At 57.5% G+C, this 23612-nt stretch carries 18 protein-coding genes, 8 pseudogenes and 1 other annotated feature; of the genes and pseudogenes, 10 read left to right on the forward strand and 16 right to left on the reverse strand.

Annotated elements, in window-relative coordinates; translation table 11 throughout:
- Positions 1-151: 151 nt before the first annotated feature.
- Positions 152-1693: a methyl-accepting chemotaxis protein gene (locus tag AABE10_RS34400; RefSeq protein ID WP_342937545.1), complete on the forward strand. Its 1542-nt coding sequence runs from the start codon at positions 152-154 to the stop codon at positions 1691-1693.
- A 335-nt stretch (positions 1694-2028) separates the two neighbouring features.
- Here the strand turns inward: AABE10_RS34400 and AABE10_RS34405 are convergent.
- The 5 genes and pseudogenes from AABE10_RS34405 to AABE10_RS34425 form a co-directional block, all read right to left on the reverse strand.
- Positions 2029-2217 (reverse strand): annotated as a pseudogene (locus AABE10_RS34405) (metallopeptidase TldD-related protein); the annotation flags it as partial.
- A gap of 73 nt (positions 2218-2290) precedes the next feature.
- Positions 2291-3889 (reverse strand): IS66 family transposase, encoded by a 1599-nt coding sequence (gene tnpC / locus AABE10_RS34410; protein WP_342937546.1) that lies wholly within the window; start codon positions 3887-3889, stop codon positions 2291-2293.
- 51 nt (positions 3890-3940) lie between these two features.
- Positions 3941-4300 (reverse strand): IS66 family insertion sequence element accessory protein TnpB, encoded by a 360-nt coding sequence (tnpB, locus tag AABE10_RS34415; protein ID WP_342937547.1) that lies wholly within the window; start codon positions 4298-4300, stop codon positions 3941-3943.
- Entirely contained in the window at positions 4285-4680 is a 396-nt protein-coding gene (tnpA, locus tag AABE10_RS34420; RefSeq protein WP_342937548.1) for an IS66-like element accessory protein TnpA, read from the reverse strand. The genes tnpB and tnpA overlap by 16 nt, the downstream gene beginning before the upstream one ends.
- 66 nt (positions 4681-4746) lie before the next feature.
- Complete coding sequence (locus AABE10_RS34425) at positions 4747-5013, reverse strand: metallopeptidase TldD-related protein (protein WP_342937549.1); 267 nt, start codon at positions 5011-5013, stop codon at positions 4747-4749.
- Positions 5014-5021: 8 nt separating this feature from the next.
- Here AABE10_RS34425 and AABE10_RS34430 point away from each other — a divergent pair, with 8 nt between their 5' ends.
- Positions 5022-5402, forward strand: a complete 381-nt coding sequence (locus AABE10_RS34430; protein WP_342937550.1) for a hypothetical protein — start codon at positions 5022-5024, stop codon at positions 5400-5402.
- Positions 5403-5647: 245 nt separating this feature from the next.
- On the opposite strand, the gene AABE10_RS34435 is transcribed toward AABE10_RS34430, so the two are convergent.
- From AABE10_RS34435 to AABE10_RS34475, 9 genes and pseudogenes are all read right to left on the reverse strand, one after another.
- On the reverse strand, positions 5648-5863 hold the full coding sequence (locus AABE10_RS34435; RefSeq protein ID WP_342937551.1) for a hypothetical protein: 216 nt from the start codon (positions 5861-5863) through the stop codon (positions 5648-5650).
- Between the two features lie 147 nt (positions 5864-6010).
- Positions 6011-6568 (reverse strand): hypothetical protein, encoded by a 558-nt coding sequence (locus AABE10_RS34440; protein WP_342937552.1) that lies wholly within the window; start codon positions 6566-6568, stop codon positions 6011-6013.
- Positions 6565-6840, reverse strand: coding sequence for a hypothetical protein (locus AABE10_RS34445; RefSeq protein WP_342937553.1), 276 nt, complete (start codon positions 6838-6840; stop codon positions 6565-6567). Before AABE10_RS34445 ends, AABE10_RS34440 begins: the two co-directional genes overlap by 4 nt.
- A gap of 704 nt (positions 6841-7544) precedes the next feature.
- Positions 7545-8294, reverse strand: a pseudogene (locus tag AABE10_RS34450) (IS6 family transposase).
- A gap of 8 nt (positions 8295-8302) precedes the next feature.
- Positions 8303-9274 carry a class I SAM-dependent methyltransferase gene (locus tag AABE10_RS34455; protein WP_342937554.1) on the reverse strand — a complete coding sequence of 324 codons (972 nt, stop codon included), beginning with the start codon at positions 9272-9274 and terminating at the stop codon, positions 8303-8305.
- Positions 9271-10623: an STM4012 family radical SAM protein gene (locus AABE10_RS34460; protein WP_342937555.1), complete on the reverse strand. Its 1353-nt coding sequence runs from the start codon at positions 10621-10623 to the stop codon at positions 9271-9273. The genes AABE10_RS34455 and AABE10_RS34460 overlap by 4 nt, the downstream gene beginning before the upstream one ends.
- A gap of 401 nt (positions 10624-11024) precedes the next feature.
- Positions 11025-12116, reverse strand: a complete 1092-nt coding sequence (locus AABE10_RS34465; RefSeq protein ID WP_342937556.1) for a terpene synthase family protein — start codon at positions 12114-12116, stop codon at positions 11025-11027.
- A 414-nt stretch (positions 12117-12530) separates the two neighbouring features.
- Positions 12531-13301, reverse strand: a complete 771-nt coding sequence (gene uppS, locus AABE10_RS34470) for a polyprenyl diphosphate synthase (protein WP_342937557.1) — start codon at positions 13299-13301, stop codon at positions 12531-12533.
- A 1019-nt stretch (positions 13302-14320) separates the two neighbouring features.
- Positions 14321-15425 (reverse strand): annotated as a pseudogene (locus tag AABE10_RS34475) (IS3 family transposase).
- Positions 15149-15265: a sequence feature (AL1L pseudoknot), on the reverse strand. It overlaps the preceding pseudogene by 117 nt.
- Positions 15426-15689: 264 nt before the next feature.
- On the opposite strand from AABE10_RS34475, the pseudogene AABE10_RS36535 reads away from it, so the two are divergent.
- From AABE10_RS36535 to AABE10_RS34490, 3 genes and pseudogenes are all read left to right on the forward strand, one after another.
- Positions 15690-15852: pseudogene (locus AABE10_RS36535) on the forward strand (IS6 family transposase); the annotation flags it as partial.
- A 143-nt stretch (positions 15853-15995) separates the two neighbouring features.
- Complete coding sequence (locus tag AABE10_RS34485; protein ID WP_342937558.1) at positions 15996-17564, forward strand: transposase family protein; 1569 nt, start codon at positions 15996-15998, stop codon at positions 17562-17564.
- A 55-nt stretch (positions 17565-17619) separates the two neighbouring features.
- A pseudogene (locus AABE10_RS34490) lies at positions 17620-18010 on the forward strand (IS6 family transposase); the annotation flags it as partial.
- Here the strand turns inward: AABE10_RS34490 and AABE10_RS36540 are convergent.
- A pseudogene (locus AABE10_RS36540) lies at positions 17977-18176 on the reverse strand (IS6 family transposase); the annotation flags it as partial. The pseudogenes AABE10_RS34490 and AABE10_RS36540 overlap by 34 nt on opposite strands.
- 653 nt (positions 18177-18829) lie before the next feature.
- Here AABE10_RS36540 and AABE10_RS34495 point away from each other — a divergent pair.
- The 5 genes and pseudogenes from AABE10_RS34495 to AABE10_RS34515 form a co-directional block, all read left to right on the forward strand.
- A pseudogene (locus tag AABE10_RS34495) lies at positions 18830-19036 on the forward strand (DDE-type integrase/transposase/recombinase); the annotation flags it as partial.
- A 150-nt stretch (positions 19037-19186) separates the two neighbouring features.
- On the forward strand, positions 19187-20314 hold the full coding sequence (locus AABE10_RS34500; RefSeq protein WP_342937559.1) for a phosphoribosyltransferase domain-containing protein: 1128 nt from the start codon (positions 19187-19189) through the stop codon (positions 20312-20314).
- Positions 20304-21062, forward strand: coding sequence for a trehalose phosphatase (locus AABE10_RS34505; RefSeq protein ID WP_342937560.1), 759 nt, complete (start codon positions 20304-20306; stop codon positions 21060-21062). Before AABE10_RS34500 ends, AABE10_RS34505 begins: the two co-directional genes overlap by 11 nt.
- Complete coding sequence (locus AABE10_RS34510) at positions 21055-22149, forward strand: cysteine protease StiP domain-containing protein (RefSeq protein WP_342937561.1); 1095 nt, start codon at positions 21055-21057, stop codon at positions 22147-22149. Before AABE10_RS34505 ends, AABE10_RS34510 begins: the two co-directional genes overlap by 8 nt.
- A complete protein-coding gene (locus AABE10_RS34515; RefSeq protein WP_342937562.1) occupies positions 22149-23096 on the forward strand; it encodes an HpcH/HpaI aldolase/citrate lyase family protein in 948 nt (315 codons plus the stop codon). The genes AABE10_RS34510 and AABE10_RS34515 overlap by 1 nt, the downstream gene beginning before the upstream one ends.
- A 144-nt stretch (positions 23097-23240) precedes the next feature.
- Here the strand turns inward: AABE10_RS34515 and AABE10_RS34520 are convergent.
- Positions 23241-23507 (reverse strand): annotated as a pseudogene (locus tag AABE10_RS34520) (IS6 family transposase); the annotation flags it as partial.
- Between the last annotated feature and the right edge of the window lie 105 nt (positions 23508-23612).

Below are 23612 nucleotides of genomic sequence, written 5' to 3' on the forward strand. Positions count from 1 at the left end.
TAGAGTCGGCCGGGCAGTCGGCACGAGGTGGAGCTCCGCGACGTGGAAGCACTTGCTTACGACCACATTGACGAAGAAGCCGACTAGTCCGACGCTGCATCCGATGGCGAAGGAAGGGGTGTCTCCAATAAACGGAAAAGAGGCCTGCGCCATGACTCTCAACAGAAAACTCACCTCGACGATCGTCATCCTGTGGGTGGGCATCATCATGATTATCTTGTTCGGCGCGTGGCAACACCGATCGACGACGATCTTGGATCGTCAAGAACAGCTTTCGTTGCTAATCGAAGAAGCCAACTCGATCGTAAGCCATTATTACCAGCTTTCGCAGCAGCATACGATCTCGGAGGATGATGCGAAGAAGCAGGCCTTGGAAGTGCTTTCGTCGATTCGGTATGGCACCGACGGATACCTTACTGTGATCAATTCTCAGTCGGTGGCGTTAATGCACCCATTCAAGCCTGAACTCGTCGGCAAGAACATGTCAAACTTCACCGACAAGGCTGGCAAGCACCTCTTCGTCGATTTGGCGAACGTGGTTAGCCAGAGTAAAGGCGGGTTCGTCGAATATCTGTGGACCAAACCGGGGAGTGAGGCATCTGTACCAAAAACCAGCTACGCGCTTCGCTTCGAGTCTTGGGATTGGATTCTCATCACCGGCATGTACATGGATGACGTCCAAAAAGCGTTCTTCAACGACATTGTCCGCTGGATTGGAATCACTGTTGCCCTAGGAGTCGCCTGCACTGTTGTGATGTTGCTCGTCTTGCGAAGCATAAAGCACTCTCTCGGCGGCGACCTAGAAGTGGCGGTCGCGACGACACAACGCATGGCGCGTGGTGATCTTGCCACTCCCATCCCGGTCATGCATCGCGAAGGAGAGAGCTTGTTGCGTGCGCTGAACGTGATGCGGAGAGGTCTCATCGATGCCATCTCGCGAGTGGCCGACAGTGCTGAGAATATCAATGTCGGAGCAGTCGAAATCGCAGCTGGCAACACGGATCTGTCGCAACGCACGGAAGAACAAGCGGCTGCGTTAACGCAGACTGCATCGAGCATGGACGAGATGACCGTGAATGTGAAGCACAACGCCGACAGCGCGGTCATGGCCGCCATTCTGGCGAGCCAAGCCACAGACATTGCGACCCGCGGCAGCAGCGTCGTCGAAGACGTGATCCGTAAAATGGGCGACATCACGAACAGTTCAAGGCAGATCGGCGACATCATTGGAGTAATCGACGGAATCGCATTCCAGACCAACATCCTCGCGTTAAACGCAGCCGTCGAAGCCGCGCGTGCGGGTGAGCAGGGGCGCGGCTTCGCGGTCGTTGCGGCAGAAGTGCGAAGCCTCGCGCAACGCTCAGCAACAGCGGCGAAGGAAATCAAGGCGCTAATTGGGACCTCGACAGTCAGCGTCGAAGAAGGCGCTGCGCTCGTCGCCAACGCCGGCTCCACGATGACGGAAATCGTCGCATCGGTAGGGCGCGTGAATGAAATCCTGGAAGAGATCAGTCATGCGTCTCGCGGACAGAGTGCAGGCATAGAACAGGTGAACCGCGCCATAGGAGAGATGGACCAGGTGACCCAGCAGAATGCTGCACTGGTCGAGCAGGCCGCCGCGGCTGCGCACTCGCTCAGGGATCAGGTCGCCATCCTTCGCGAAGCAGTCTCGTCTTTCGCACTGCCTGACTGAGCTTCCCCCGAAATTTCGACTTCCAGCGGATCGCGTGTAAACTCGATCTGAAGGAAGGAAAAAAACAATGTTCAAGGTACCAAACTAGGCATATACGGCGGAGTTCAGGGCGGCCGCCGTACAACGGGTCAAGGATGGACAAAGCATCCGTGCCGTGTGTGTCCACGATCGAAAAGGCAGTACATGCACCCAACACGAGCCACGAACGCCACGCACGCGGTCGCGTCCAATATGGACGCGCCAATCCGAGAAAGCGCCGGAAGAATCGGCCGTTGATGCTGTAGTCCTTTGGATCCTGAATCGTTGCAGTAGGCAGCATGGAAATTCCTACGTATTCAGGCAACAACGCCGCCGACCGTCATCTTGTCGATCCGCAGGGTCGGCTGGCCGACGCCGACCGGCACACTCTGACCTTCGTTGCAACATACGCCGACGCCCGTGTCCAGCGACATGTCGTTGCCGATCATGCTCACGTACTTCACCGATTCCGGGCCGCTGCCAATCAGCGTCGCAACCTTCACCGGGCAGATGGTAACCGTCCGACAACCACCGCTCTTGACAGCGTGTTGTGGAAAGGTTGTTAAGGGCGCATTGAACTCAGGTAACGTGGAGCCGCAACTGGTCTGCAACGACCCACGGCAGCAATTCGTCTACGCGATTGACCGGATGCTCGGCGATGCGAGCGATGACGTGACGCAGGTAGGCTTCGGGGTCCACGCCGTTCAATTTGGCGGTACCCACGAGTGTATAGATCGCGGCGCCCCGTTCGCCACCGCTGTCGGACCCGAAGTGCAGGTAGTTTTTCCGGCCGAGAGCAACGGCACGTAACGCTCGCTCGGCAGCGTTGTTATCGATCTCGACGCGACCATCGTCGACATACAGCGAGAGCGCTGCCCACTGATTCAATGCGTAATTGATGGCCTTCGCGGTCTCGCCTTTCTGCGAGACATTGCTGAGCGTCGAGCGTAACCAGATCTCGAAGGCATCCAGTAGAGGACGCGCCTGCTCCTGTCGGATACGTCGTCGCTCGTCGGGCGGCTTACCGCGAATCGTGGCCTCTATTGCATATAGCTCGCCGATCCTGCGCAACGCTTCGGTGTTGACCTCGTTCTCGCGTGCGACGAAGAGATCGTGGAACTTGCGACGCGCGTGTGCCATGCATCCAGCCTCGCGTACGTCGCCGCCATCATAGATCTCGTTATATCCGGCAAACGCGTCAGCCTGGAGGATCCCTTTAAATTCCTTCAGGTGTGTCTGAGGATGTTCCCCAGAGCGTGTGGGACTGTATGCGAACCACACGGCCGGCGCGTCCTTTGAGCCGGCTGGCCTGTCATCCCGTACATACGTCCAGAGCCGGGCGGTCCGCGTCTTGCCGTTGCCCGGTTCGAGCACCGGTACCGGCGTGTCATCCGCATGGATCTTTGAGGTCGACATGACGTATCGGCGAATGGCTTGCACGAGTGGTCGTAGCAGCGCACTGCATTGACCGACCCAGTCCGCCATTGTCGAGCGGCTCAGATCAACGCCGTCTCGTGCGTAAATCACTGACTGGCGATACAAGGGAAGGTGATCGCAGAATTTGCCGACCAGGACGTGTGCCAGCAATCCAGGGGCTGGCATGCCGCGATCGATTGGCCGGCTGGGTGCGGCGGCCTGCACGATGCAGTCGCAGCAGGTGCAGCCCCTCTTGACCCGTCGATGACGGATCACCCGCCAATGGCCCGGCACGTAGTCGAGTTGCTCGGCTACGTCTTCGCCAAGATCACCCAGTTCGCCACCACATTGTGGGCAGCACGCTTCATCGGGCTGATACATAACGTCTTCGCGTGGCAGGTGCGGCGGCAACGGCTTGCGTCCCGTCGGCTTGCTGGCTTCGGCGCGAGGTTGTCTGGATGTATCGGCTGCCGCTGCGCCGTCGTCGGCCAGCAGATCTTCAAGGCGCAATTCCAGCTGTTCGATCTGGCGATCGATCTTCTCCGACTTGCGCCCGAACTGCATCCGCTGGAGCTTCGCGATCCACAGCTTCAGGTGTTCGATCTCGAGCGCCCGGTCCGAGAGCGACTTCTCGAGCGTCATGACGGTGTCGCGCAGATTCGCAAGATCATCTTCGCGCTCGCGTAGCGCGGCCTCTCGCGCCAGCACGAGAGCCTTCAATGTCTCGATGTCGTCCGGGAGGGAAGCGTCGCTCGATGCCATGCCGGCAGTTTACGCGCGTGCATTGCCCGACGCGTACGTTGTCACATCCGTTTACAAAGCACTGCGGGGACGGGCTGCATCGACAGGCTGTCGCCAGTCAAATCCTTCGAGTAGAAGGCCGAGTTGAGCACTGGTTAGCGAAACAACGCCGCCATCAGCGCGCGGCCAGGCAAAGCGGCCACGCTCCAGGCGTTTGGCGAACAGACATAGCCCGCCGTCGCGCCAGTACAGGCACTTGATAAGGTCTCCGCGCTTGCCCCGGAATACAAAGATGTGGCCAGCGAACGGATCCTTCAACAGCACGGTTTCGACCTTTGCGGCCAGGCCGTCAAACCCGCAGCGCATGTCCGTGAATCCGGCGGCAACCCAGATGCGGGTGTTCGCCATTAAGCCCATCATCGGCTCAGGCATTGGATCACCACGCGCAGCGCGTCGGGATCGACGCGCCCTTCAACCTGTATCTCGCCTCGTGCCAACTGTATCCGGATCGTGCCGGGCGCTGATGCCGCAGGTGTACACGCCGCCGGTTCGTTGAGGCTGCTGTCGCTGACCTCGCTTACGTTGACGGGCAACAAGGCACATTCACGTGTGTCGGCGCCGAAACGGCCTTCGAGATACTGCTTGCGCCAGTCGAACACCTGATTCGCGTTCACTGCGTGAATGCGCGCAACCTCCGCTACCGAACGTCCACTGGATAACGTCTCTTCGACAATCTGACGCTTCTCCTCCTGCGTACGCCGACGATACTTGCGTGGGCCATTGACTTCGGTGGATTCGGTCACTGTGTCCATGATTCCTTTCTGGACACAGTCACATTTGTGCCTTGGGGAAAGCATGGCGTGCCCATCGTCGGGCGTCTATACGGTCACAGTCGGACGCTTACGGCAGATGATCTTGCCGTTCTCGATCATGTACGCCTCGGACTCCGAGAACACGAACTTGCCGTTCGTGGTGTCGACCTGGCCGCCGCCGAAGTTCACCGCATACAGGCCGTTCTTCACCGACGCGACGATTCCTGCGGATCTTTGTCGCCATTGAGCATGTAGGTGTTTGGTCATGCGCGGCATGGGCAGCGCCGGGTACGACTCGCGCCGCGCGTTCTCCGCCACAACGCCCCCGCGCATTCCCGACCATGAACGCGTGCAAGCTCGGCAATCAAATCGGCCCCCTCAGCGCTCATCGCACCAATCACGGCCGGGCCGAGATAGCGCCCAACCGGAAGGTCTTCGACGATATTCAGTACGCGCGCAATATCGACTTCCCTCGCCGCCTGCTTCCCCGATTCGTCCGGCTCACGAAAGGCGACAACGAAATCGAGCAAATCGCCCAACATTGCCGGCATTCCCATGACTGCCTCGAATTGCTGATCACCTGCAAGGATTCCCGCCGGCCTGCTCGGTTCTGCGTCATTTCGTTCTATAACTTCGCTACTGCAAACGCCTTGAGCGCTGCATCGCCGTTGAAGGCGCACCACTCCTTCGGTCCGGAGGGAACCTCGATGATTTCAGGCTGAATGACATCGTCTTCCGGCAATGCGGCGCCCAATTCCCGCAGCCATTTCTTGACCGTTTCCTTCAACCTTTACGTCCCGGACAACCTGTCACATTCCTTTCCGTTCACATACAAATTCAGTGACGCGACGCTACGCATTCCAAATAATCGAAGACGTTCTTGCCTTCATCCACTTTCAGTTTCACCACTTTGATCTTCCCGGAACCGCCCGGTGTTCGGCGAAGTAGTTGTCGTACCGCGGCGTGACTACCGTCTTGTCCTTCCGGCCGCCGCGACGTCTATGCCGATCGCCTTCTGGGGCGTAGCTGGCTTCAGTACGCGGCCGTGCTGCCCCAGAGCCGCAAGCACGGCGTCCATCGTGCCGTTCTGCTGCCAGCGCTTGAACTTGCGCCGGGCGGTAATGTGGGGCGGGTAGCCAAGATTCTGCGGCAGATGCACCCACAGGCATTTCGTGGTGAACACGTGTAGGATGGGGTTCAGCCCGCAAACCGGCGACGCGCGGACGGCCAAGGCCAGGTGTCTGCGGGCCGAAGAGCGGCTCGACCACCGCCCATTCGTCGTCAGAGAGCGGCTGGTAGGTCACAGTTTGCGTACCTTTTCTTCGTTCGATCATTGAACGGTCTGGCCGTCCAGCATTTCTATCCGGAACGGTCCACGGACGCCCACTGAAAATTCGGCCGCCGCGGCCAGGGCGCGTTCGAGTTTGATTTCTGGCCGCATCGGCATGCCGGCGGTGGTATGCAGCGAGCCCAGCGCCGCCTGTTCGCCGCTACCACAGGCATTGAAGTTCACGGCGTTTTCACCAACCTGATAATCGCCGTCAATCCGGAAGATGCGCCCCTCGTGTCCAACCAGAAAAGTGCCAGCCGATTCCCGTTCGCCGTCCTTCCGCGCGTATCCGCCGCGGGTAAAGCACTCGCGTACCGCCTCAACGAACGTTGTGCACATGAAGACGAACACATCGGTACCTTCAGGGCGCGGCGCGACGGTCAGACTATGGCCCAGAAGCTGCCCCATCCTGAAGGACGAAGTGAAGCCGATCAGGAACGGCCCCACCCGATAAATCTTGGGGTCGGCGCGCACCGTCATGTACGAACCACCCGCTCCGGCCGAATCGGCACCCATGTAGACCTTCTTGCCATCCGTCAGCGCCACAATGCAGGTCATGCTACCTCCGTAGGTGTTGCCCAACAGAACGCGACGTGCATGCCATCGCACGGCTCAGCCGTAGTCCAGCCGAATCCATGCAGTTCGCCCATTGCCGTCCAGAACTGCCTCGCGCCCGCCTCGCGGTTCCATGACCTCTCGCGGGCGGTCGTCACGACCACCCTGATACACGCCTTCTCGCCAGGCAACTTCATCAGCAGGAGCGCGGCAATCTTGTGCCACTGATTCTCAGTGGCCCGCATTACCCGGTGATTGGCGTTGAGAACGCTCATTCGCGACCCTCGGTAATCGGTAAGCCAGCGATGTACGTTGCCGCGATCCATTCGAACGCGAGGTGGCGGCATTCCTCGCGCGTGTACGCAGTCCCGCCCGTGATTCCGTCCAGACAACGGTCGCGGGTTCGGTGCAGGCGCAGGCTCGGCAACCGTGTTGGGCGCGGACGCAAAAACGCTGGCTGTGACTGCAGCGCCGTGAGATTTGATTTCGTGTTCGGTCGTCATTAAATCCACCAGGAATGGTCCGCGAAAAGCAAATGCAATAGTTGGGCCAACGCGACGACATGTGCATCGATCGGTAAGAGCTTCAAGCGCGGCGCAGTCGAACTCAATGCCCTGCGATGGTTTGAGCTTTGCGATGGGGGGCGGTAAGCGCTCAACCAGATCGCAGCAGGTTCGCGCGGTGGCCATCCGGTGAGCATGTGCACGAGGTAGGCGTACGACTGAAGGTCGCTGGCGTTGCATGCGAGTACGACTCTGCCAACGGAGCCTGGCCATCTCGGTGTGGTGTGACGCATTTCTTCCAATCGTGCCGACGGATGTGGGAGATGTGGGGTTCCGGACAAACGGTGCAAGGGGCCAGAAAAGCTGACGGCACAGGATTGAGTCTTTGCCCCATGTTCAAGAAATGGAGGGCAACTCTCAGCGACGTCGGCTCTTGCGGTGACCTCGTTGTCAAGCGCATTTGAAATCTGAGCCACTTAGCGCGTCGGCGTGGAGTGACCCCCTGAGGCTGGACAAGGAGTCGGCAGTGAAGTGATACGCTTGCTGGGGCCTTGATCGAAAGATGCCTTATCGCCATCGTTCACCTGAGCTTTGCGAATCATATGCATGGTCTCGATTCCACCCAGAATGATGCGCGCGCAACGAAACTTCTTGAATCCCATTATTGGGCGGGTTCGACGCTTGATGGCTCGGTGATCCTGTTCGGCAATGTTATTCAGATACTTTTTTTCTGGCGGACCCTGATCGGCATATCCCGCCTGGCGTTGATCGCTTGCAAGGCAGCCAGATTCGATCCGCTCTTATCGATCGTCACGGTCTCGGGTTCGCCATTCTGGTCGATTGCCTTTTCGAAATAGGCTCGGACCACAGCCTTGTTCCGTCGGGCTCGCAGCAGAAAATCAACGGTGTTGCCTGCCTTGCCGACAGCCCGGTAGAGATACGCCACTCACCCCTGATTCGATGTAGGTCTCGTCCATCCTCCAGCTCTTGCCGACTGTCCGTTTGCACCGTCGAAACGCCGTCTCCAGGACCGGCAACAGTTTGAGTGCCCAACGATGAACCGTCGAATGATCGACCGCGATCCCGCGCTCGGCCATCATCTGTTCGAGATGACGCAGGCTCAGCGGATAGGCCACGTACCACCGAACGCACAGCAACATCACGTCTAGCGGGTAATGCAACCGTTTGAGTACTTTTGTCACAGCCGGACTCAGCTTTTCGGTCATCGATCAGGTCACGCCTTAAAGCCCGTCAGCATAGCAGACCGCCTTATCGCGACAGATTCAAGATAGTTGCTAGAGTTCCGCAACGAAAATGGTGACGTAAAATACTCGTATTTACCCGTTAAAATGCTCTGTGTGAATTGAAGTCCGTGTTTCCCAAAAATCCAGTCTTCAACCACATAGTTGCCCGTCAGCTCCGTAGGAGACGTCATGTTCCACCCTGGCATTTCAATCCGATTGACGTGTCTCGGACGAACACCCATCGACTTGACTGCGGTAGCGTCGGCTCCAAGGGGTATACTGTCGAACAAGATTAAAGGAAGACTGTCGCTGTTCGAAAGGTCGACCTTCGTCAACCCGAACCGCTCGACCGAGTTTGCTTTTCTCGAGAGAAACTTCTCAACGGCATGTACATGCGTCGGAATACCCGGATGGGAATCCCACTTCGCGTAGAAATCGGAACGAAGAATCTGCCAGTCCGCGTATTGCGAGTCGAGATCGCCTCGGTCAAACGAATTGGCATGTCGGCACTCGTGCGGAACTGGGTAGCGAGGAATTCCAATAATCGATGTGAAGTTGTGAAATCCGCCCGGCTTTGTCCGTTGCCTCATTTCCCGAAGCAAGGGAATCCACACGTCTTTCGTTACGAAATGTAACGACGAGTGCGCCAAAGCTAGGTCATAATTTTCGTCCGGTACGAAATCCTCGATCCGTCCCTCGATCACATCGACGTTCAACGAATAACGGTCAGCAATCGAACGAAATTTCTTTACGGCGCTCGAGGAAAGTTCCAAGGCGGTCACCTTGTGTCCCCTGAGGGCAAGAAAGAGCGCATTTCTGCCTTCACCGCAGCCGATGTCTATAACAGTCGAGTTTCGTGGTAGAAACTGTTCAATTTCAAATACCTCAACACTCGGTCCGCCCATCGTCCACGCTTTCGCGTCCGAATAACCTTTCTCCCAAAATCGCTCACTGTTACTCATCGTGGAACATACCTCTCTTCCAAGGTTTTCACATGGTTCGAGAAAAGATGGTGCGCGACCAAATTACTGTATTTGTAACCCTTCTTGGTCAATCGAATCTTGTCATTGGACGGTGGCTCGATGCACCCTTCAGCCTCGAGCGCATCAATTACGTCCGAAAAATCAGAATACAGATTCCGGACAAACAGTGATGAATAGTATGTCCCAGACAGTTGGTTTAACGTAAGATTGAGAATGAAATATCTCAAGCGCTCTTCGTAAGCATCAAGAACAATTCCATACCTCACCATGCTATGTTCGGTGATTTCGAGGCTCAAATAATCTTCAATGGCCTTGCCGACCTCCTTGGGGTCGACCGCATAGTCGAAGCTGTAGTGGTATTTTCCGTTGTAGCTTCTTGCGCCTGCTCCAATTCCGATCATCGGAACGCCGAGAAAGTCGGAGGTCTCTTGAGCGTACGCGCTGGTATTCTCTGGCAGACGGGTGAACCTAGTGAAGGACTCTTGTCGGTATCCATTCATTTGCATGAACTCGACATTGCTATCGTAAATCGCATACTTGTTTTGGTCATCGATGTATCGCTCCGGATGCAATCGCTGCTGCTTATGAATCGCTGTGAGAGGTCGGCTAACTGCGGGATACAGTGAGATAGTCAATGGACCTGATGAAACGATGTGGCGGAGCGAATTTCCCCAGCTTTCGTAGGTCTGACCTGAAAGACCGTAGATCAGATCCAGATTGAAATTTTCGAAACGCTTTCGGATATTTTCTACCGCAGAGATTGTTGTCGAGACCGGGTATGGGCGACCGCTGGCCTTCAGCTCCGCGGAATCCATAGTTTGGATACCCATACTGATTCGGTTCACGCCTTGGCTTTTCAAGAAATCGAGAAGTTCCTCGGACATCGAGTCGGGAGAACCTTCGACACATAGCTCGGCAGAGGACGCAATATTCGGGAATCCACGTTGAATCGATGAAAAAATCTGTCCGAATTGTTTTTTGTTTAGAATAGTCGGGGTTCCGCCACCAAAATACACAGATACAACAGTCTTGCTTCCGGTGTACTTCGCATAAAATTTGATTTGGTTACATATCTTATCAACATAATTTTGTATTAGGTCCTCTGTATGTTGGGTCGTTAGAAATAACGTACAATATGTACACTTGTATCTGCAAAACGGTATATGGATATATATTGAAACTGGCCCGCGATCACCCGGATGCCATACTTCCGTAATGCCGATATTATGTAGATCTTTATACGATCTTTTCGAAGGGTAACTATATACATACGACTTTAAGTGATTGTTACTTATAGAATGTCGAATTGAATCCGCGATTTTCTGCATGCTTTTCTCCAGTCACTTCTGTATTTTACAGGGGTGGATGTGACGCGAAACTTGAAGTTAAGTGACTAAAACGATTTTGATGGCGAGCGAATGTCCTCGCGCGGCGAGGCAGGTATACCTGTTAGTGGACCGGCCAAGATCCGGTCGAATTGCTATCATAAGCTCGCCGATTATGGAATCGTCGTCACTTATTCGATGACGACATAAAGCGTTCAGGCCGCGCGATGCCGCCCCGAACTGCCGTGCTCGCTTGACGTGGCTCACATGATCACCAAGGGGCAGATGAAAGCCAGCGGCGCCCGACAGACTTTCGCTGATCAGTTTTATTCGTTGGCTGAATACGCAGTCCTATTCAAATCAGGATTTGTTCAACTTGGGGTCGTTATCGCGACAAAACCACCTCAACTTGTTCGGGGATTGGCCAGCGTATCGAAGAAAAAGTTGTCGGTCGCCGCATAGCGCTTCTGGCGTCGTGCCCAGTCGTACTGGCCGCGCATCAGTGTACCCATATCGTGAAGGAAACGCTGAAGCCCGTCACCCGCCCAAGACCTAATTCTCGCCTCCAGCTCCAGATACTCGCGAACCAAATCATTGTGGATGCGAACCGTATCGTTGACAGCTTCCTGTTGCGACATGCCTTGTGCGATCAGAATGTTCGGCAGGTTCCATATCATGCCGATTTCGCGCGGAAACGACATGAGATCGTTACACAGACTGGCGATAATGCCGACGAGGGTCCGAAGCCGCCTTACTTCGACATGCTGATAATCGTTCGGCGGTACCTCGTACCCGGCGACGACATCGGCCAGCGCACAGGTAGGAGCTCCGCCACCAAAGCTGCTCCGTCCAAGCAAATATTCCTTCACGCTTGGCGGCGGACTGTTAATGCTGACGCCCACCTGCCAGATCGTGCCAAGGAAATAATAGGTCATGCCTTCCACCCATCGCAGGTATTGCGTCGAGCTGCTCACCTTCTCGATGCGACGCGCCATGTCGAGAGTCGCCTCTCCTGTTCTGACGCAAAGATCTGTATATTCAACAGGGAGGCGACGGATTATCGCCTGACAAATCGGATGCCAATCGTATCCGTGAGAATCGGTCATGATCTCGCGCAGCCAGAGATGGAATTGCGCCAGTCCCTCCGGCGATCCGTGGTACGCACCGGCCTCACAAAAGTGATCTTCCATAAGGAACATCCAGGCGCTCCAGATCGATGCGGCCAGGAACGCTTCGCGATCCATGCGGTGAAACATCCTCCCAACTAGGTCGGCCGGACCAAGGCTGCGCAACACGGCTTCGCCCCTACCGCCGCGCTCAACGAATGCGTGGCGGACCGCCCACTCCACAACCTCCGCTTCCACTACGTCGGTGTTCGAATCACGCCCCTCCGGAAACGGATAGTTGAGCGCCGGAAGATGCAGTTTGTCGGCAAGCAGCGTGCTACCCGGACGTAGCTTTATTTCGGGATTGCATGAATGAATCGGTCGGTTCATGTTCGATCTCCGGAAAGACTCGCTCTTATTAATACTGCCGTGCGAACCTGGATAGCGCGCCGTATCAGCATCACCCGGCACTACACTACGAGCAAATCGCCCGACTGGATGATCCCCACTTCCTCGGTAGACATTTCCCGCACGGCGACTTCGTTCACTCGCGGCTTGTCTTATGCATAATGCGAAAAGGCAGATGTATTCTCGCCGTCAACACGGTTGTTTTGACCAGGATGCGCACGAGTCAGGCAATACACACATAGCCGTGTGTCGCGAGACCGCATGCGGTACGGCATGGCGTCGTTGTCCAACAAGTCCGCGGGCGGCGCCTTCGGCCGGGACGCCCTGCAGCCGCGCCCCGCCAATACGATGAGGTAAAGCGCATTCACGACGGGCGTTCCTGATTGCGAGGTGATGTCATTGTCCAAAGCGGCGATGCCGCGACCGATAGATCCTGAGGGCCTCATCGAAATCCGCGCGGCTGAAATCTGGCCAGCACACAGGCGTGAAATGAAACTCAGAGTACGCGCTCTGCCACAGCATGAAATCAGACAACCGCTGCTCACCGGAAGTCCGGATGATAAGGTCAGGATCGGGTTGCCCTGCCGTATAGAGGTGGCTCGCGATCAACTCAGGACCGAGGCCAGTCAGCAGCGTGTCTAGCATGCCGGCCGTGAGGTGGTTCGCGATGAGCGTCCTGATGGCATACAGCAATTCGAGGCGGCCGTTGTACGCGACCCCAATGTTTACGGTGAGCCCATCGATGCCAGCTGTACGGCGCTCAGCATTCTGAATACGGTGCGCCGCACCACGGGGAAGGCGGGACAGGTCGCCGATTACGCGCAGACGCCAGCGGTGGCTGCCCGCAAGTTCCTCGAAGACCTCGACAATGACGGTCAGCAATGCGCGCAGTTCTTCCTGATCGCGACTCAAGTTTTCCGCAGACAATGGCCACAGCGTTACTAGCGGGATACCCGCCTCGCTGCACCATGACAGCAGTGCATGAACCTTACGCCCCCCTGCCCGGTAGCCATCGATAGACTGCAGTCTCAACCGTTGGGCCCAACGTCGATTGCCGTCGAGTATGACCGCAAGGTGTCGAACCGGAACTGACTGATCGGACAACGTTGCATCACCCAAGGTCGCCCCGCGTGCGTCTGAACTTGACAAAGCCAAAGCTTGAACCATCACCGCTTCCTCAATATGGGCGCTGATTGATCAAAAAGCCACGCGGCAGTGGACGGAACTGACCCAGCCAGCTCCTTATCCGATGACCTGCCGGTTTTCCGCATCTTGAACGCGCTCTTGCTTTGGGTGGATCGCGACGCCTTAGGCATGGATCGTCCGCATCTGACACGGAAGAAATTCGGTGCGCTGGTCGCCGCGAGCTCCTCCGATGCGCTTAGAACCAAAAAGCATGCCATATACCGAATTGCCTGCACCAACCAAACATGCGATCGGTGACATCGGAAACTCAACGAAGCCGACAAAGCATGTGACCCATCCGGCACTTCTGACAACCATTTCTAGGACCCGTCGACTGTCTCCTGAGCGATTGATTCTTCGCCGTAGTCCGAGCCACTGCCGACACGTTGACAGTGCCCTGACGCCGCATAGCTTGGAGATCGCGTGGGCAAGCTAATAAGGATACCGGACTGCCTACCGGCAATCCGCTATGAGCTGATCGGAAACCAGCGTTTTATTGCTTGGCACGGCACCCAGTTTCCCCTGCTTCTTCCCGCACCAAATCGCCGCTCGTGCGCCAGAATTCGCGAAACAGCTTGATCCATCGGGTGACTCTTTTCCTGAACGCCCCGTACCGCTCGCACTTCCCGGTCGCTTCGGCGATTTCCTGGCCGATCGTGAAGAAAGCGACCCAATGCTGAGCCGAATCAAAGCATCAATTCACCCGTGCAATCAAGCGTTCGTCGGTCACCTTACCTTTTCCCGTTGGATTGCGTTGCAATATCTCCGGCATTGTCCGATGTACGACAAATGTTGGACATTTGCGACAGCCGGTTCGGTCGATGGGTTGTGTCTGCATGACGGTCCGTCCGGCGTAAAAATTGCATTAATCAGTTGCACACGTCCAACTCACACGAAAGTCAGGATATGAGTATCTACAAGCGATTTCGGTTGATCGGGGAAGATCCGGCGGATCGCCGTTCTGAACCGCCCCGGGTTTCCCGGAGGCTGTTTTGCTTGAGTCACGCCGCGATGGCGGACCCAGCGAGTTTTGAATAATAAGCGGCTTCTGCCTCGGCAGGTGGAATGTTGCCGATGGGGCCGAAGAGCCGACGATTGTTGAACCAGTCAACCCATTCGAGCGTCGCCATTTCAACGGCCTGCGGATTGCGCCACGGTCCGAGGCGATGGATCACCTCTGCCTTGTACAAGCCGTTGATCGTTTCAGCCAGTGCGTTATCGTAGGAGTCGCCCACGCTGCCCACTGACGGCTCGATGCCAGCCTCGACCAGCCGATCCGTATAGCGGATTGATACGTATTGGGCGCCGCGGTCGCTGTGATGGATCAGCCCGTCCTGCTGCACCGGCTGTCGCTCGTACAAGGCCTGCTCGAGTGCGTCCAGAACGAAGTCCGTGCGCGCCGAACTCGACACACGCCAGCCGACAATGCGTCGGGCGAACACGTCGATGATGAACGCGACATAGACGAAGCCCTGCCAGCTCGATACATAGGTAAAATCTGACACCCACAGCGCATTGGGCCGTTCAGCCGTGAATTGCCGCTTCACGAGATCCTTCGGGCACGGCGAACCATCGCTCACTGTCGTGCGTACCGTCTTGCCCCGCACCACACCGCGCAGGCCCATCTGCTTCATCAGCCGCTCGACCGTGCAGCGCGCCACGACAATGCCTTCCCGCTTCAACTGCGTCCAGACCTTGTCCACACCATAGACCTGGAAGTTTTCTTCCCATACGCGCCGGATCTCATCCTTGAGCATCCTGTCGCGCCGGGCCCGCGGTGGCGCCAGGCCAGGATCGGCGCGGCGGCCCACGTGCTTGTAGTACGTCGACGGTGCGATCGGCAGCACCCTGCAGATCGGCTCGACCCCGTAGACGTGCCGATGATCATCGATGAGCGTGATCATCACTTCGGTCGGCGGTCGAGCTCCGCCTGTGCGAAATACGCTGACGCCTTGCGCAGGATTTCAAGCAGCCCAGCTTCGCTGCGATCGAGGCGATCACTTTCCATTGCGATTCGTGGTCGCCCTGATGTTCCAGTACCATTCGCACAGCCCGCTCACGAACTTCCGGCGAGTACCTTGGGGACTTCTTCTTCGTGTTTTCCATAGCTCCATTTTCTCAAGAAGTGGAGCCTCCGGAAATCCCGGGGCGGTTCATTCCGCGAAGATGGCACCGTCGGCGAGGTACCGGAGAAGATCGGCATATGGGGCGACGCAGGAGCGATCCATGCCGTCAGGATGTGGCGGACAGGTCACAACGGCATGACTTTCGGCGAGCCACGCGGTCCATACAGCGAGTTCACGGCTCTGGTGCAAATAGCGCGGGGCGAATCGGGTTAAGGTGTCGGGCTGAACGAATTGAGAACCGACGATGAGCAAGCTGAAGAGCCTGGGCGAACTGTTCAGGCCGTCACTTTGACCGCGATGTGATCATCCTGTGTGTTCGCTGGTACCTGCGCTACAAGCTTAGCTTGCGCGATCTGGTCGAAATGATGGCGGAACGAGGCCTGTCGCTGGCCCACACGACGATCCTGCTGGGTGCGGAGCTAGAGAGCGTCAAGCAGCGTGGCCGGCGCATTGACTCAAGATTTTTGCTACCAAGCGGTGGCGGTTGCCTCATGTAATTTGTTACCCGTCAGAATGCTGGCGGGGACGACTTATGACGAGGCGGCTCAGCATGACAACACGACGGGAATTGACTGAGGCAGTCGGTGAGCGGTACCGCCGTTCTGACCGGAACGAGAAGCGCGAGATACTGGACGAGTTTGTTCAGGTAACTGGGTATCACCGTAAGCATGCGATCCGTGTGCTGTGTCGCGAGCCTCTGCCTTCAAGGGCGAAGCCCGGTCCGCAGCGACGCTATGACGATGAGGTACGGGCCGCGCTGATCACGCTGTGGGAGGCTGCCGACCGGATCTGCGGCAAGCGACTGAAGGCGCTCATTCCAACGCTGATCGACTCGATGACACGGCATGGTCACCTGAGGTTATCGAAGGAGGTTCGCCAACGGCTGAACCAGATCAGCGCCGCCACCATTGACCGGCTGCTGCGTGACGTGCGCGAACAGGCTTTCGCGGGTCAACGCCGGCGCGCTGGCGGAATCGGCAATGCGATTCGTCGTGCGGTGCCAATCCGGACCTTCTCTGACTGGAATAATCCGCTACCCGGCTATCTCGAGGTTGATTTCGTCGAGCATTGCGGTGGCACCAAGATCGACGGCGACTTCGTGCATAGTTTCGTGATGACCGATATCGCGACCGGCTGGACCGAATGCCTGGCCATGCCTTACCGAAGCGGTGCGCTCGTCCTCGAGCACATCGAACGCGTTAGGCCTGCCTTGCCATTTCCGCTACGCGGCCTCGATTGTGACAACGATTCTGCCTTCATGAATGAGGCCGTCTTTGACTGCTGCAAGGCAACGGGTATCGAGCTGACGCGCTCGCGTGCATACAAAAAAAATGACCAGGCCTGGGTCGAGCAAAAGAATGGATCAGTCGTGCGCCGCCTCGTTGGCTATGGCAGGTTACGTGGACTTGAAGACACGGAAGCACTTGCCACCCTTTACGCGGTGTCGCGTCTGTACATCAACTTCTTCCAGCCTTCATTCAAGCTGAAATCCAAGACACGTCATGGCGCGAGAGTCACGAAGCGCTATGAAGCTCCCTTGACGCCCCTTGAGCGCATCCTGCGCTCGACGTCGGTGCCGGAAGCAACCAAACGCAGACTACGTGCCCAGTTTCGTGCGCTCGACCCGCTGGACCTCCTGAGCCGAATGCGCGAAGCGCAGCAGCACGTCGCGCAATGTAGCGAATCGGGCACGGCGCCAAAGGAGGCGAAAACACCTGGTCGCGTTTCCCTCGCGGATTTCCTGACGAGTCTCGGGACAGCGTGGCAGGGCGGCGAGGTAAGACCCACGCATCATCGAAAAGCGCGCGTCCCCCATACCTGGCGCAGCCGCGAAGACCCGTTCGAGCACACCTGGCCGACAATACAGCAATGGCTCGAATCCGAGCCCGGCATCACGGCAAAGAAGCTACATGAGCGTCTCGTCGCCATGGCACCGGCGATGTATTCTGCTGCCCAGCTACGCACCCTGCAGCGTCGCGTCAAGGCATGGCGATCGAACCGCGCCAGGGAACTGGTGACCAGGATACTTGGCGACGCCGACGCGATGAAGGCTGGCGCCGCTACGCAGCGCCAGCCTTCATCGCAAAACAACCGGAAAGTGACAATTACCCGGGAGTAACATCATCCCGTGAGGCAACACGCCGGTCAAGCTAATTGTCGCCGCCCAGCGGAGCTTTACGCCGGAGTTCGTCAAACGGTGGAACCGCTTCGGCAGGCCCACCGGCCAGTCCTGGCGCGTCGACGAGACTTACCTCAAGCTGCGCGGCAAGTGGATCTATCTTTATCGGGCGGTGGATCGGGTGGGTCAGACGGTAGACTTCATGCTCAGTGCCAGGCGCGACGTGAAGGCGGCAAAAGCCTTTTTTCAGGAAGGCAATCAGACTTCAGGGCCAGCCACCGAAGACCATCACGCTTGATGGCTATGCAGCCTCGCACCGCGCCGTGCGCGAGATGAAGGCCGATGGCTTGCTGCCTGAGGACACGAAGGTCCGATCCTCGAAATATCTCAATAATCTGGTCGAGCAGGATCACCGCAACATCAAGTCCCGGACGTCATGCTCGTTGACGGCGCGCCACAACAGATATGGCTCGCCGCGAGCGTCACGAACATCCCATCCAGATGCCCAAGTGCTGCCTGGCATGCGCCGCACGGCTTTGGCGAACAGGACGAATCCGGCGCCGAACTTTTCGCACCAGCAACGGATCGTCTCTATGTAACCACGACGCCACGCTATTCACGGGATAGGCGTACTGGCAACTATGGAGAGTTCTTGATCTGCCCACGTCGTGAGGGAGGCCGTTGCCAGTGCGGGCATGAGAATGTTGCCTGCCTTTGAGAGAGATAGAGAGATCTGATCTCGGTCAAATGCGACTAAGGCTTCTGCTCGTATCCTATGCTTGCAGTGAGCGGTTGTCCTCGGTCCGCTTACTGCTAGGGCTTTTTGGCGGACCGTCAGGGTTTAGGTGGCTCTGACGGTTTTTTTTTGCGAGATTTTGGATCGAATCCGGCAGGGGAATTAGCTTGTAGCTGTCCGTTACCGGCATGTGATGCATCTGCCGGTGAGCGCACCAGGCTCCGGAACATCCCCGCTTTTCCGATGGGTGTTCGGTAAACGCGGCAACTTTCACAGGTTTAAAACACGAGATTGCCCCCTTTCATGTTATTGCGTAACCCAATGGCTTCTCTGACAAACGGGTCGGTACTGACTGTGCAGCATCCCACCGCGGCCATTCTGGCACGTATATTGTCAGACTCGACGGAGGTCGCACTTTGGCTACACGTGCTGGCGGTACGCTGTATGTCGTCCAGGCACGTCCCCGGCAATCATCACCTTATCCCAAGCGCTCAACGCCGAACGTGAGACGCCGATCAAGGTCCGCTAGAACAAATACCTGAACAACGTTGTAGAGCAGGACCACCGTGCCATCAAGCGTCGCACCCGTCCCATGCTGGGATTCAAAGATTTTCGCTGTGCCAGCATCATTCTGGGTGGCATCGAAGTCATGCGTACGATCGTCAAGGGGCAGATGAAATGCATTCGCGGCACTCAGCCATCTGCCGCTGAGCAATTTTACTCGCTGGCGAAATAAGCAATCCTATGCTATCGCGCTTTGCTATGACCGTTGCCCTTATCGCGACAAAATCCGAAATCCTTTTAAACAGTGCCGCGGTTGTCACAACGAGGCGATTTTCAACAGCCTGTTAGGTCCTCGACCTCGCATCAAGCTAGGAAGCAGTTCATGGACAGCAATGTAGTACCGACGTTCCTACGCGCTCAACTCAAGCGGGGACTGCTCGAGGTCAAAGTCGACGCCGCCGCCTTGCCCGCGGCTAACCTGTTCGGTTTCGCAGAGCGCCGGAATCCAAAGCGGGCATTCCTGTTCGTGTCCAAAGTTCTGGGACGCCACATACCGGCGCGCCCATCGATCATGGCTGCCAGTTTCGAGAGCCTCGTCAGCGAGATCCCAGCGGACATGCCCGGCCCAGTGCTGGTAATCGGCATGGCCGAAACCGCAGTTGGCCTCGGTGCCGGCGTGCACCGTGCTTACAGTGCAACGCGTTCCGACAGCGTGTACCTCACCAGTACCCGTCATCCTTTGGGTACCGACCTCTTTGCTCGATTCGAGGAAGAGCACAGTCATGCCAGCACCCACTTAATCCACCTGCCGGTCGATCCCGAGGTTCGTGATTTGATGCTTCAGGCCCGATCTTTAGTCTTGGTGGACGATGAGGCTTCTACCGGCAAGACCTTTCTCAACCTGCACCGCGCACTAATCGAAGCCGGCCTGAAGAAGATCGAGCGAGTGGTCACGTGCGTCCTGACGGACTGGTCTGCGGGTGCTGTGCGTAAGGCCATCGGAGAGTCGACCACCGCCGTATCCTTGCTGAGCGGCTCGTATCAGTTCCACGAAGATCAGTCCGCGCCCCTGCCGGATATGCTACGCGTCGGCGCCGTTTCTATAGGTGAATGGCCTCTCTCACCCTGCAATGACTGGGGGCGCTTGGGCGTTCGCCACGTGGACGACACGCTCGCACCGGACATTCAGATCCAGCCCGGCGAGAAAGTCGTCGTAGTGGGTACCGGTGAGTTCGTCTGGCGTCCCTTCCTGCTGGCGGAGCGCGCGGAGCGAGCCGGGGCGGATGTCTACTTCAGCTCCACCACCAGGTCCCCTATAGCCCTAGGCCACGCCATCGAGCACGCGCTGTCGTTTTCTGACAACTATGGTCTCGGTATTCCGAACTTCCTCTACAACGTGAAGCCCGGCCAGTTCGACCGAGTTCTTATCTGCACCGAAACCCCGGCGCAAGCGCTCCCTGCAGAACTAGTTGATGTCCTGAATGCGGAGGTAATTTTCGATGAGCAGTAATCGTCCGCTGATATTCGTCGACCTCGACGAAACCCTGTTCCAGACCGCAGGCAAGATGGCGGAGGCCACCCCACGAATCATCGTCACCCTGGACGTGCATGGGCAGCCCAACGGGTACATGAACCCGGTCCAGAAATTCTTCATCAACTGGCTGCTGGCCTCGGCCGACGTCGTTCCGGTTACCGCACGTAGCGTGGAGGCCTACAACCGCGTCAAGCTTCCTTTCACCGAAGGTGCAATTTGCTCCCATGGTGGCGTGATGCTCCGCCCTGACGGATCGCTTGACCAGACCTGGCACGGACAGATGGCCGAGTCGCTCCGGACCTTTCAAGACCGGCTGTCGACACTGAGCGAGGCCACCCTGCAGATCGGCAAAGAACTGGGCTACTCCCTGCGCAGTTGGGTAGTTGGAGAGAAAGGTCTGCGCCACTACGTGGTGACCAAGCACAACGAGTCCGACGACTCGGTGCTCACTGAGTTGCTGACCGAAGTTCAATCTCGAAGCATGTTGGAATGCATGCACATCCACGTTAACGGCAACAACCTCGCCTTCCTGCCTGCGGGTTTGGAAAAATGCTTCGCCGTTCAAGAATGGTTGCGCCGCGACCGTGAGATCCACGGCGAGCGGCCAGTCCTGGGCTTCGGTGACAGCGTCTCCGACCTGGGGTTCATGGACCTCTGTCACATGTGGTCGACGCCGGCGCGCAGTCAACTGGCAACAGTAGTGAAGGCGCTCATCAATGAGTAATCTTCTCGCCACCCTGAGCACCGTCGGCAGCGGCAGCTACGCCCCTGAAGATGTACATTTCCTTTTGCAACGCGTGCAGATGAGCGTCACTAACGTTGAGGAAAAGGAGCTTCTGATTCAGACGAATCAGAAGCATTACTCTGAGATGATAAGCTTGGAGCAGGCTCCTACCGACGTGCACAAGGGTCTCTACACCCATGCCCTGGCGCAGAACGGTGCTCGTATGGCTTCCAATGTTCAGTCCCTGGCCTTGGCATTGAATGCCGCTTACACCGGGCCGAGCATCGCCCTGGTTTCATTTGTTCGCGCAGGCGTGCCCCTCGGCGTCCTGCTGCGCCGGGCACTCGTCGAAATGGGCCGCGATGCTCACCACTACGGTGTCAGCATCATTCGTGATTGCGGGATCGACACGGTGGCTCTGGAAGCCATCATCCAGTTGCACGGTGCCGAAAAGATCGTCTTCGTGGATGGCTGGACCGGCAAAGGCGCAATCTCCGGTGAGCTCAGGCGGACCTTGGACGACGACAAGCGCTTCCCAGAAGATCCTCGCCTCGTTGTTCTAGCAGACCCCTGCGGCCGCGCTTGGCTGGCTGGCTCTGCAGAGGACTGGGTAATTCCGTCCGGCACCCTCGGTGCAACCGTGTCCGGCCTCGTATCCCGCACCATCTGGCCGACTCAAGGTGGGCTTCATGGTTGCGTGACATACGACCACCTGCCTAAGCATGATGTAACCCGAGAGTTCATCGATAAGATCGAGGTCGAACGTGGGGCGCTGGGCGAAGTTTATCCCGCAACTCCATGGACCAACGAACAGCGATTGGAACTCCAAGCGTCCGCTGATGACGTGGTGTCCTCGCTGGCAACTCGTTTTGGCATCTTCAACTTGAATCGCGTGAAGCCGGGTATCGCTGAGGCAACCCGAGCGGTTCTGCGTCGTGTGCCTGATCACGTTCTGGTACGTGATCGCAGCGACAGCCACGTGCAGTTGTTAATGCATCTCACTGACCGCGCGGGCGTGACCGTAGAGGAAGCTGGCGCTGACCTGGGGCCGTATCGTGCCGCGACAATCATACGGAGTCCGATCTGATGGGCGCCACTTCTCCATTCGCCCTGGGGGCGACTCTGTACATGCCGGCTACCCGCGGTGACATCCTGGACGTGGTTTTCGGCACCAAGATCTCAGAATTGCGCTCACTTGTGGTGTGCCTGGAAGACGCGGTGGCGGCGATCGACGTCGAAAGCGCGCTCGCGAACCTGCGGGCGCTCCTCATGGATGTTGAGGCTAGGGGCGGCCGCCCTGAACATGGTCCCCTGCTGTTCGTCCGGCCGCGCGATGCTGCGATGGCAGCGGTGCTGAGTGACTGGCCCCTGATGAAGCACGTCGATGGGTTCGTCGTACCCAAGTTGACCCTGAAATCCCTCCAATCTTGGGAATACGCGGTGAGCAACCCGGATCTGTGCCTGATGCCCACACTGGAGACAGTCGACGTGTTCGACCCTGGCGCAATGGTGGAGCTTGGCCAGGCTCTGAAGGCCAACCTGAACCAGCGCATCATCACGCTGCGGATAGGCGGAAACGACCTCATGGGTTGTCTTGGTCTGCGGCGCAATCCGGCCACCACGCTCTACAACACGCCGATGAACTACGTGATCCCTATGCTTGCTGGGATCATGGGGGCTCAGGGCTTTGCTCTGACCGCTCCTGTATTCGAGCAGCTCGCCACTCCTCATCTCCTGAAGGAGGAGTTGGAGCTGGACATCGCTCATGGGCTGGTAGGGAAGACGGCTATTCATCCGAGCCAGATCAGCGTCATCCACGATACCCTCCGAGTGAGCGTCGCGGACCTCAACTGCGCCAAGTTTATCCTCAACGATGTAGCTCCTGCCGTTTTCAAGCACAACGACGCGATGTGTGAACCCGCAACTCACTACAAGTGGGCGGTCAACATCCTTGAGCGCGCTAAGTGGCACGGAGTGAAGGCCGCTGATCTGGGTAGTGGGGAGCACAGCGTCCGACTGGCAGAGGCCAACTGATGAGCGTGGAAATGCTTGAGGCTAACCCGAAAGGAGTGAAGGTGCTCTCGGTGTTCGATTTCGATGGGCCCCTCACCCGGCACAATAGTTTTGTTCCGTTCCTGCGGTTCGCCTTCGGCAAGCGTGAGTTCGCTCGCCGAGTCCAATGTACGTTTCGTCCATACGCCAACTCCTGGCGACCGCCCGCTTGCAGCGCCGAAACGCCTTCTCCAGAACCGGCAACAGTTTGAGTGCCCAGCGATGCGCGGTCGAATGGTCAACCGAAATTCCTCGCTCGCCCATCATCTGCTCGAGGTGACGCAGACCCAGCGGATACGCAACGTACCAGCGCACGCAGAGAAGGATTACGTCAAGCGGATAATGCAGGCACTTGAGCACCTTCGCCACCGTGGGATTCAGGTTCTGCTTCATCGGTCAGATCGTCCGTCTTCGGGACTTCAGCATAGCAGGTCCCTTATTGCGACAAAGCCGATGCGCACGGGGTAGGCAATATTGATCTGAAATCAGTAACTAGAC

This window comes from Paraburkholderia diazotrophica (genome assembly GCF_038900755.1).
In the GTDB taxonomy this organism is placed as follows: Bacteria; Pseudomonadota; Gammaproteobacteria; order Burkholderiales; family Burkholderiaceae; genus Paraburkholderia; species Paraburkholderia diazotrophica_A.

Excerpts from the sequence above, each read along its gene's own strand:
- AABE10_RS34400 (WP_342937545.1), top strand. The coding sequence starts at position 152 with ATGACTCTCAACAGAAAACTCACCTCGACGATCGTCATCCTGTGGGTG.
- tnpC (WP_342937546.1), bottom strand. The coding sequence starts at position 3,889 with ATGGCATCGAGCGACGCTTCCCTCCCGGACGACATCGAGACATTGAAG.
- tnpB (WP_342937547.1), bottom strand. The coding sequence starts at position 4,300 with ATGCCTGAGCCGATGATGGGCTTAATGGCGAACACCCGCATCTGGGTT.
- tnpA (WP_342937548.1), bottom strand. The coding sequence starts at position 4,680 with ATGGACACAGTGACCGAATCCACCGAAGTCAATGGCCCACGCAAGTAT.
- AABE10_RS34425 (WP_342937549.1), bottom strand. The coding sequence starts at position 5,013 with ATGCGCGGGGGCGTTGTGGCGGAGAACGCGCGGCGCGAGTCGTACCCG.
- AABE10_RS34430 (WP_342937550.1), top strand. The coding sequence starts at position 5,022 with ATGAACGCGTGCAAGCTCGGCAATCAAATCGGCCCCCTCAGCGCTCAT.
- AABE10_RS34440 (WP_342937552.1), bottom strand. The coding sequence starts at position 6,568 with ATGACCTGCATTGTGGCGCTGACGGATGGCAAGAAGGTCTACATGGGT.
- AABE10_RS34445 (WP_342937553.1), bottom strand. The coding sequence starts at position 6,840 with ATGAGCGTTCTCAACGCCAATCACCGGGTAATGCGGGCCACTGAGAAT.
- AABE10_RS34455 (WP_342937554.1), bottom strand. The coding sequence starts at position 9,274 with ATGAGTAACAGTGAGCGATTTTGGGAGAAAGGTTATTCGGACGCGAAA.
- AABE10_RS34460 (WP_342937555.1), bottom strand. The coding sequence starts at position 10,623 with ATGCAGAAAATCGCGGATTCAATTCGACATTCTATAAGTAACAATCAC.
- AABE10_RS34465 (WP_342937556.1), bottom strand. The coding sequence starts at position 12,116 with ATGAACCGACCGATTCATTCATGCAATCCCGAAATAAAGCTACGTCCG.
- uppS (WP_342937557.1), bottom strand. The coding sequence starts at position 13,301 with ATGGTTCAAGCTTTGGCTTTGTCAAGTTCAGACGCACGCGGGGCGACC.
- AABE10_RS34485 (WP_342937558.1), top strand. The coding sequence starts at position 15,996 with ATGACAACACGACGGGAATTGACTGAGGCAGTCGGTGAGCGGTACCGC.
- AABE10_RS34500 (WP_342937559.1), top strand. The coding sequence starts at position 19,187 with ATGGACAGCAATGTAGTACCGACGTTCCTACGCGCTCAACTCAAGCGG.
- AABE10_RS34505 (WP_342937560.1), top strand. The coding sequence starts at position 20,304 with ATGAGCAGTAATCGTCCGCTGATATTCGTCGACCTCGACGAAACCCTG.
- AABE10_RS34510 (WP_342937561.1), top strand. The coding sequence starts at position 21,055 with ATGAGTAATCTTCTCGCCACCCTGAGCACCGTCGGCAGCGGCAGCTAC.
- AABE10_RS34515 (WP_342937562.1), top strand. The coding sequence starts at position 22,149 with ATGGGCGCCACTTCTCCATTCGCCCTGGGGGCGACTCTGTACATGCCG.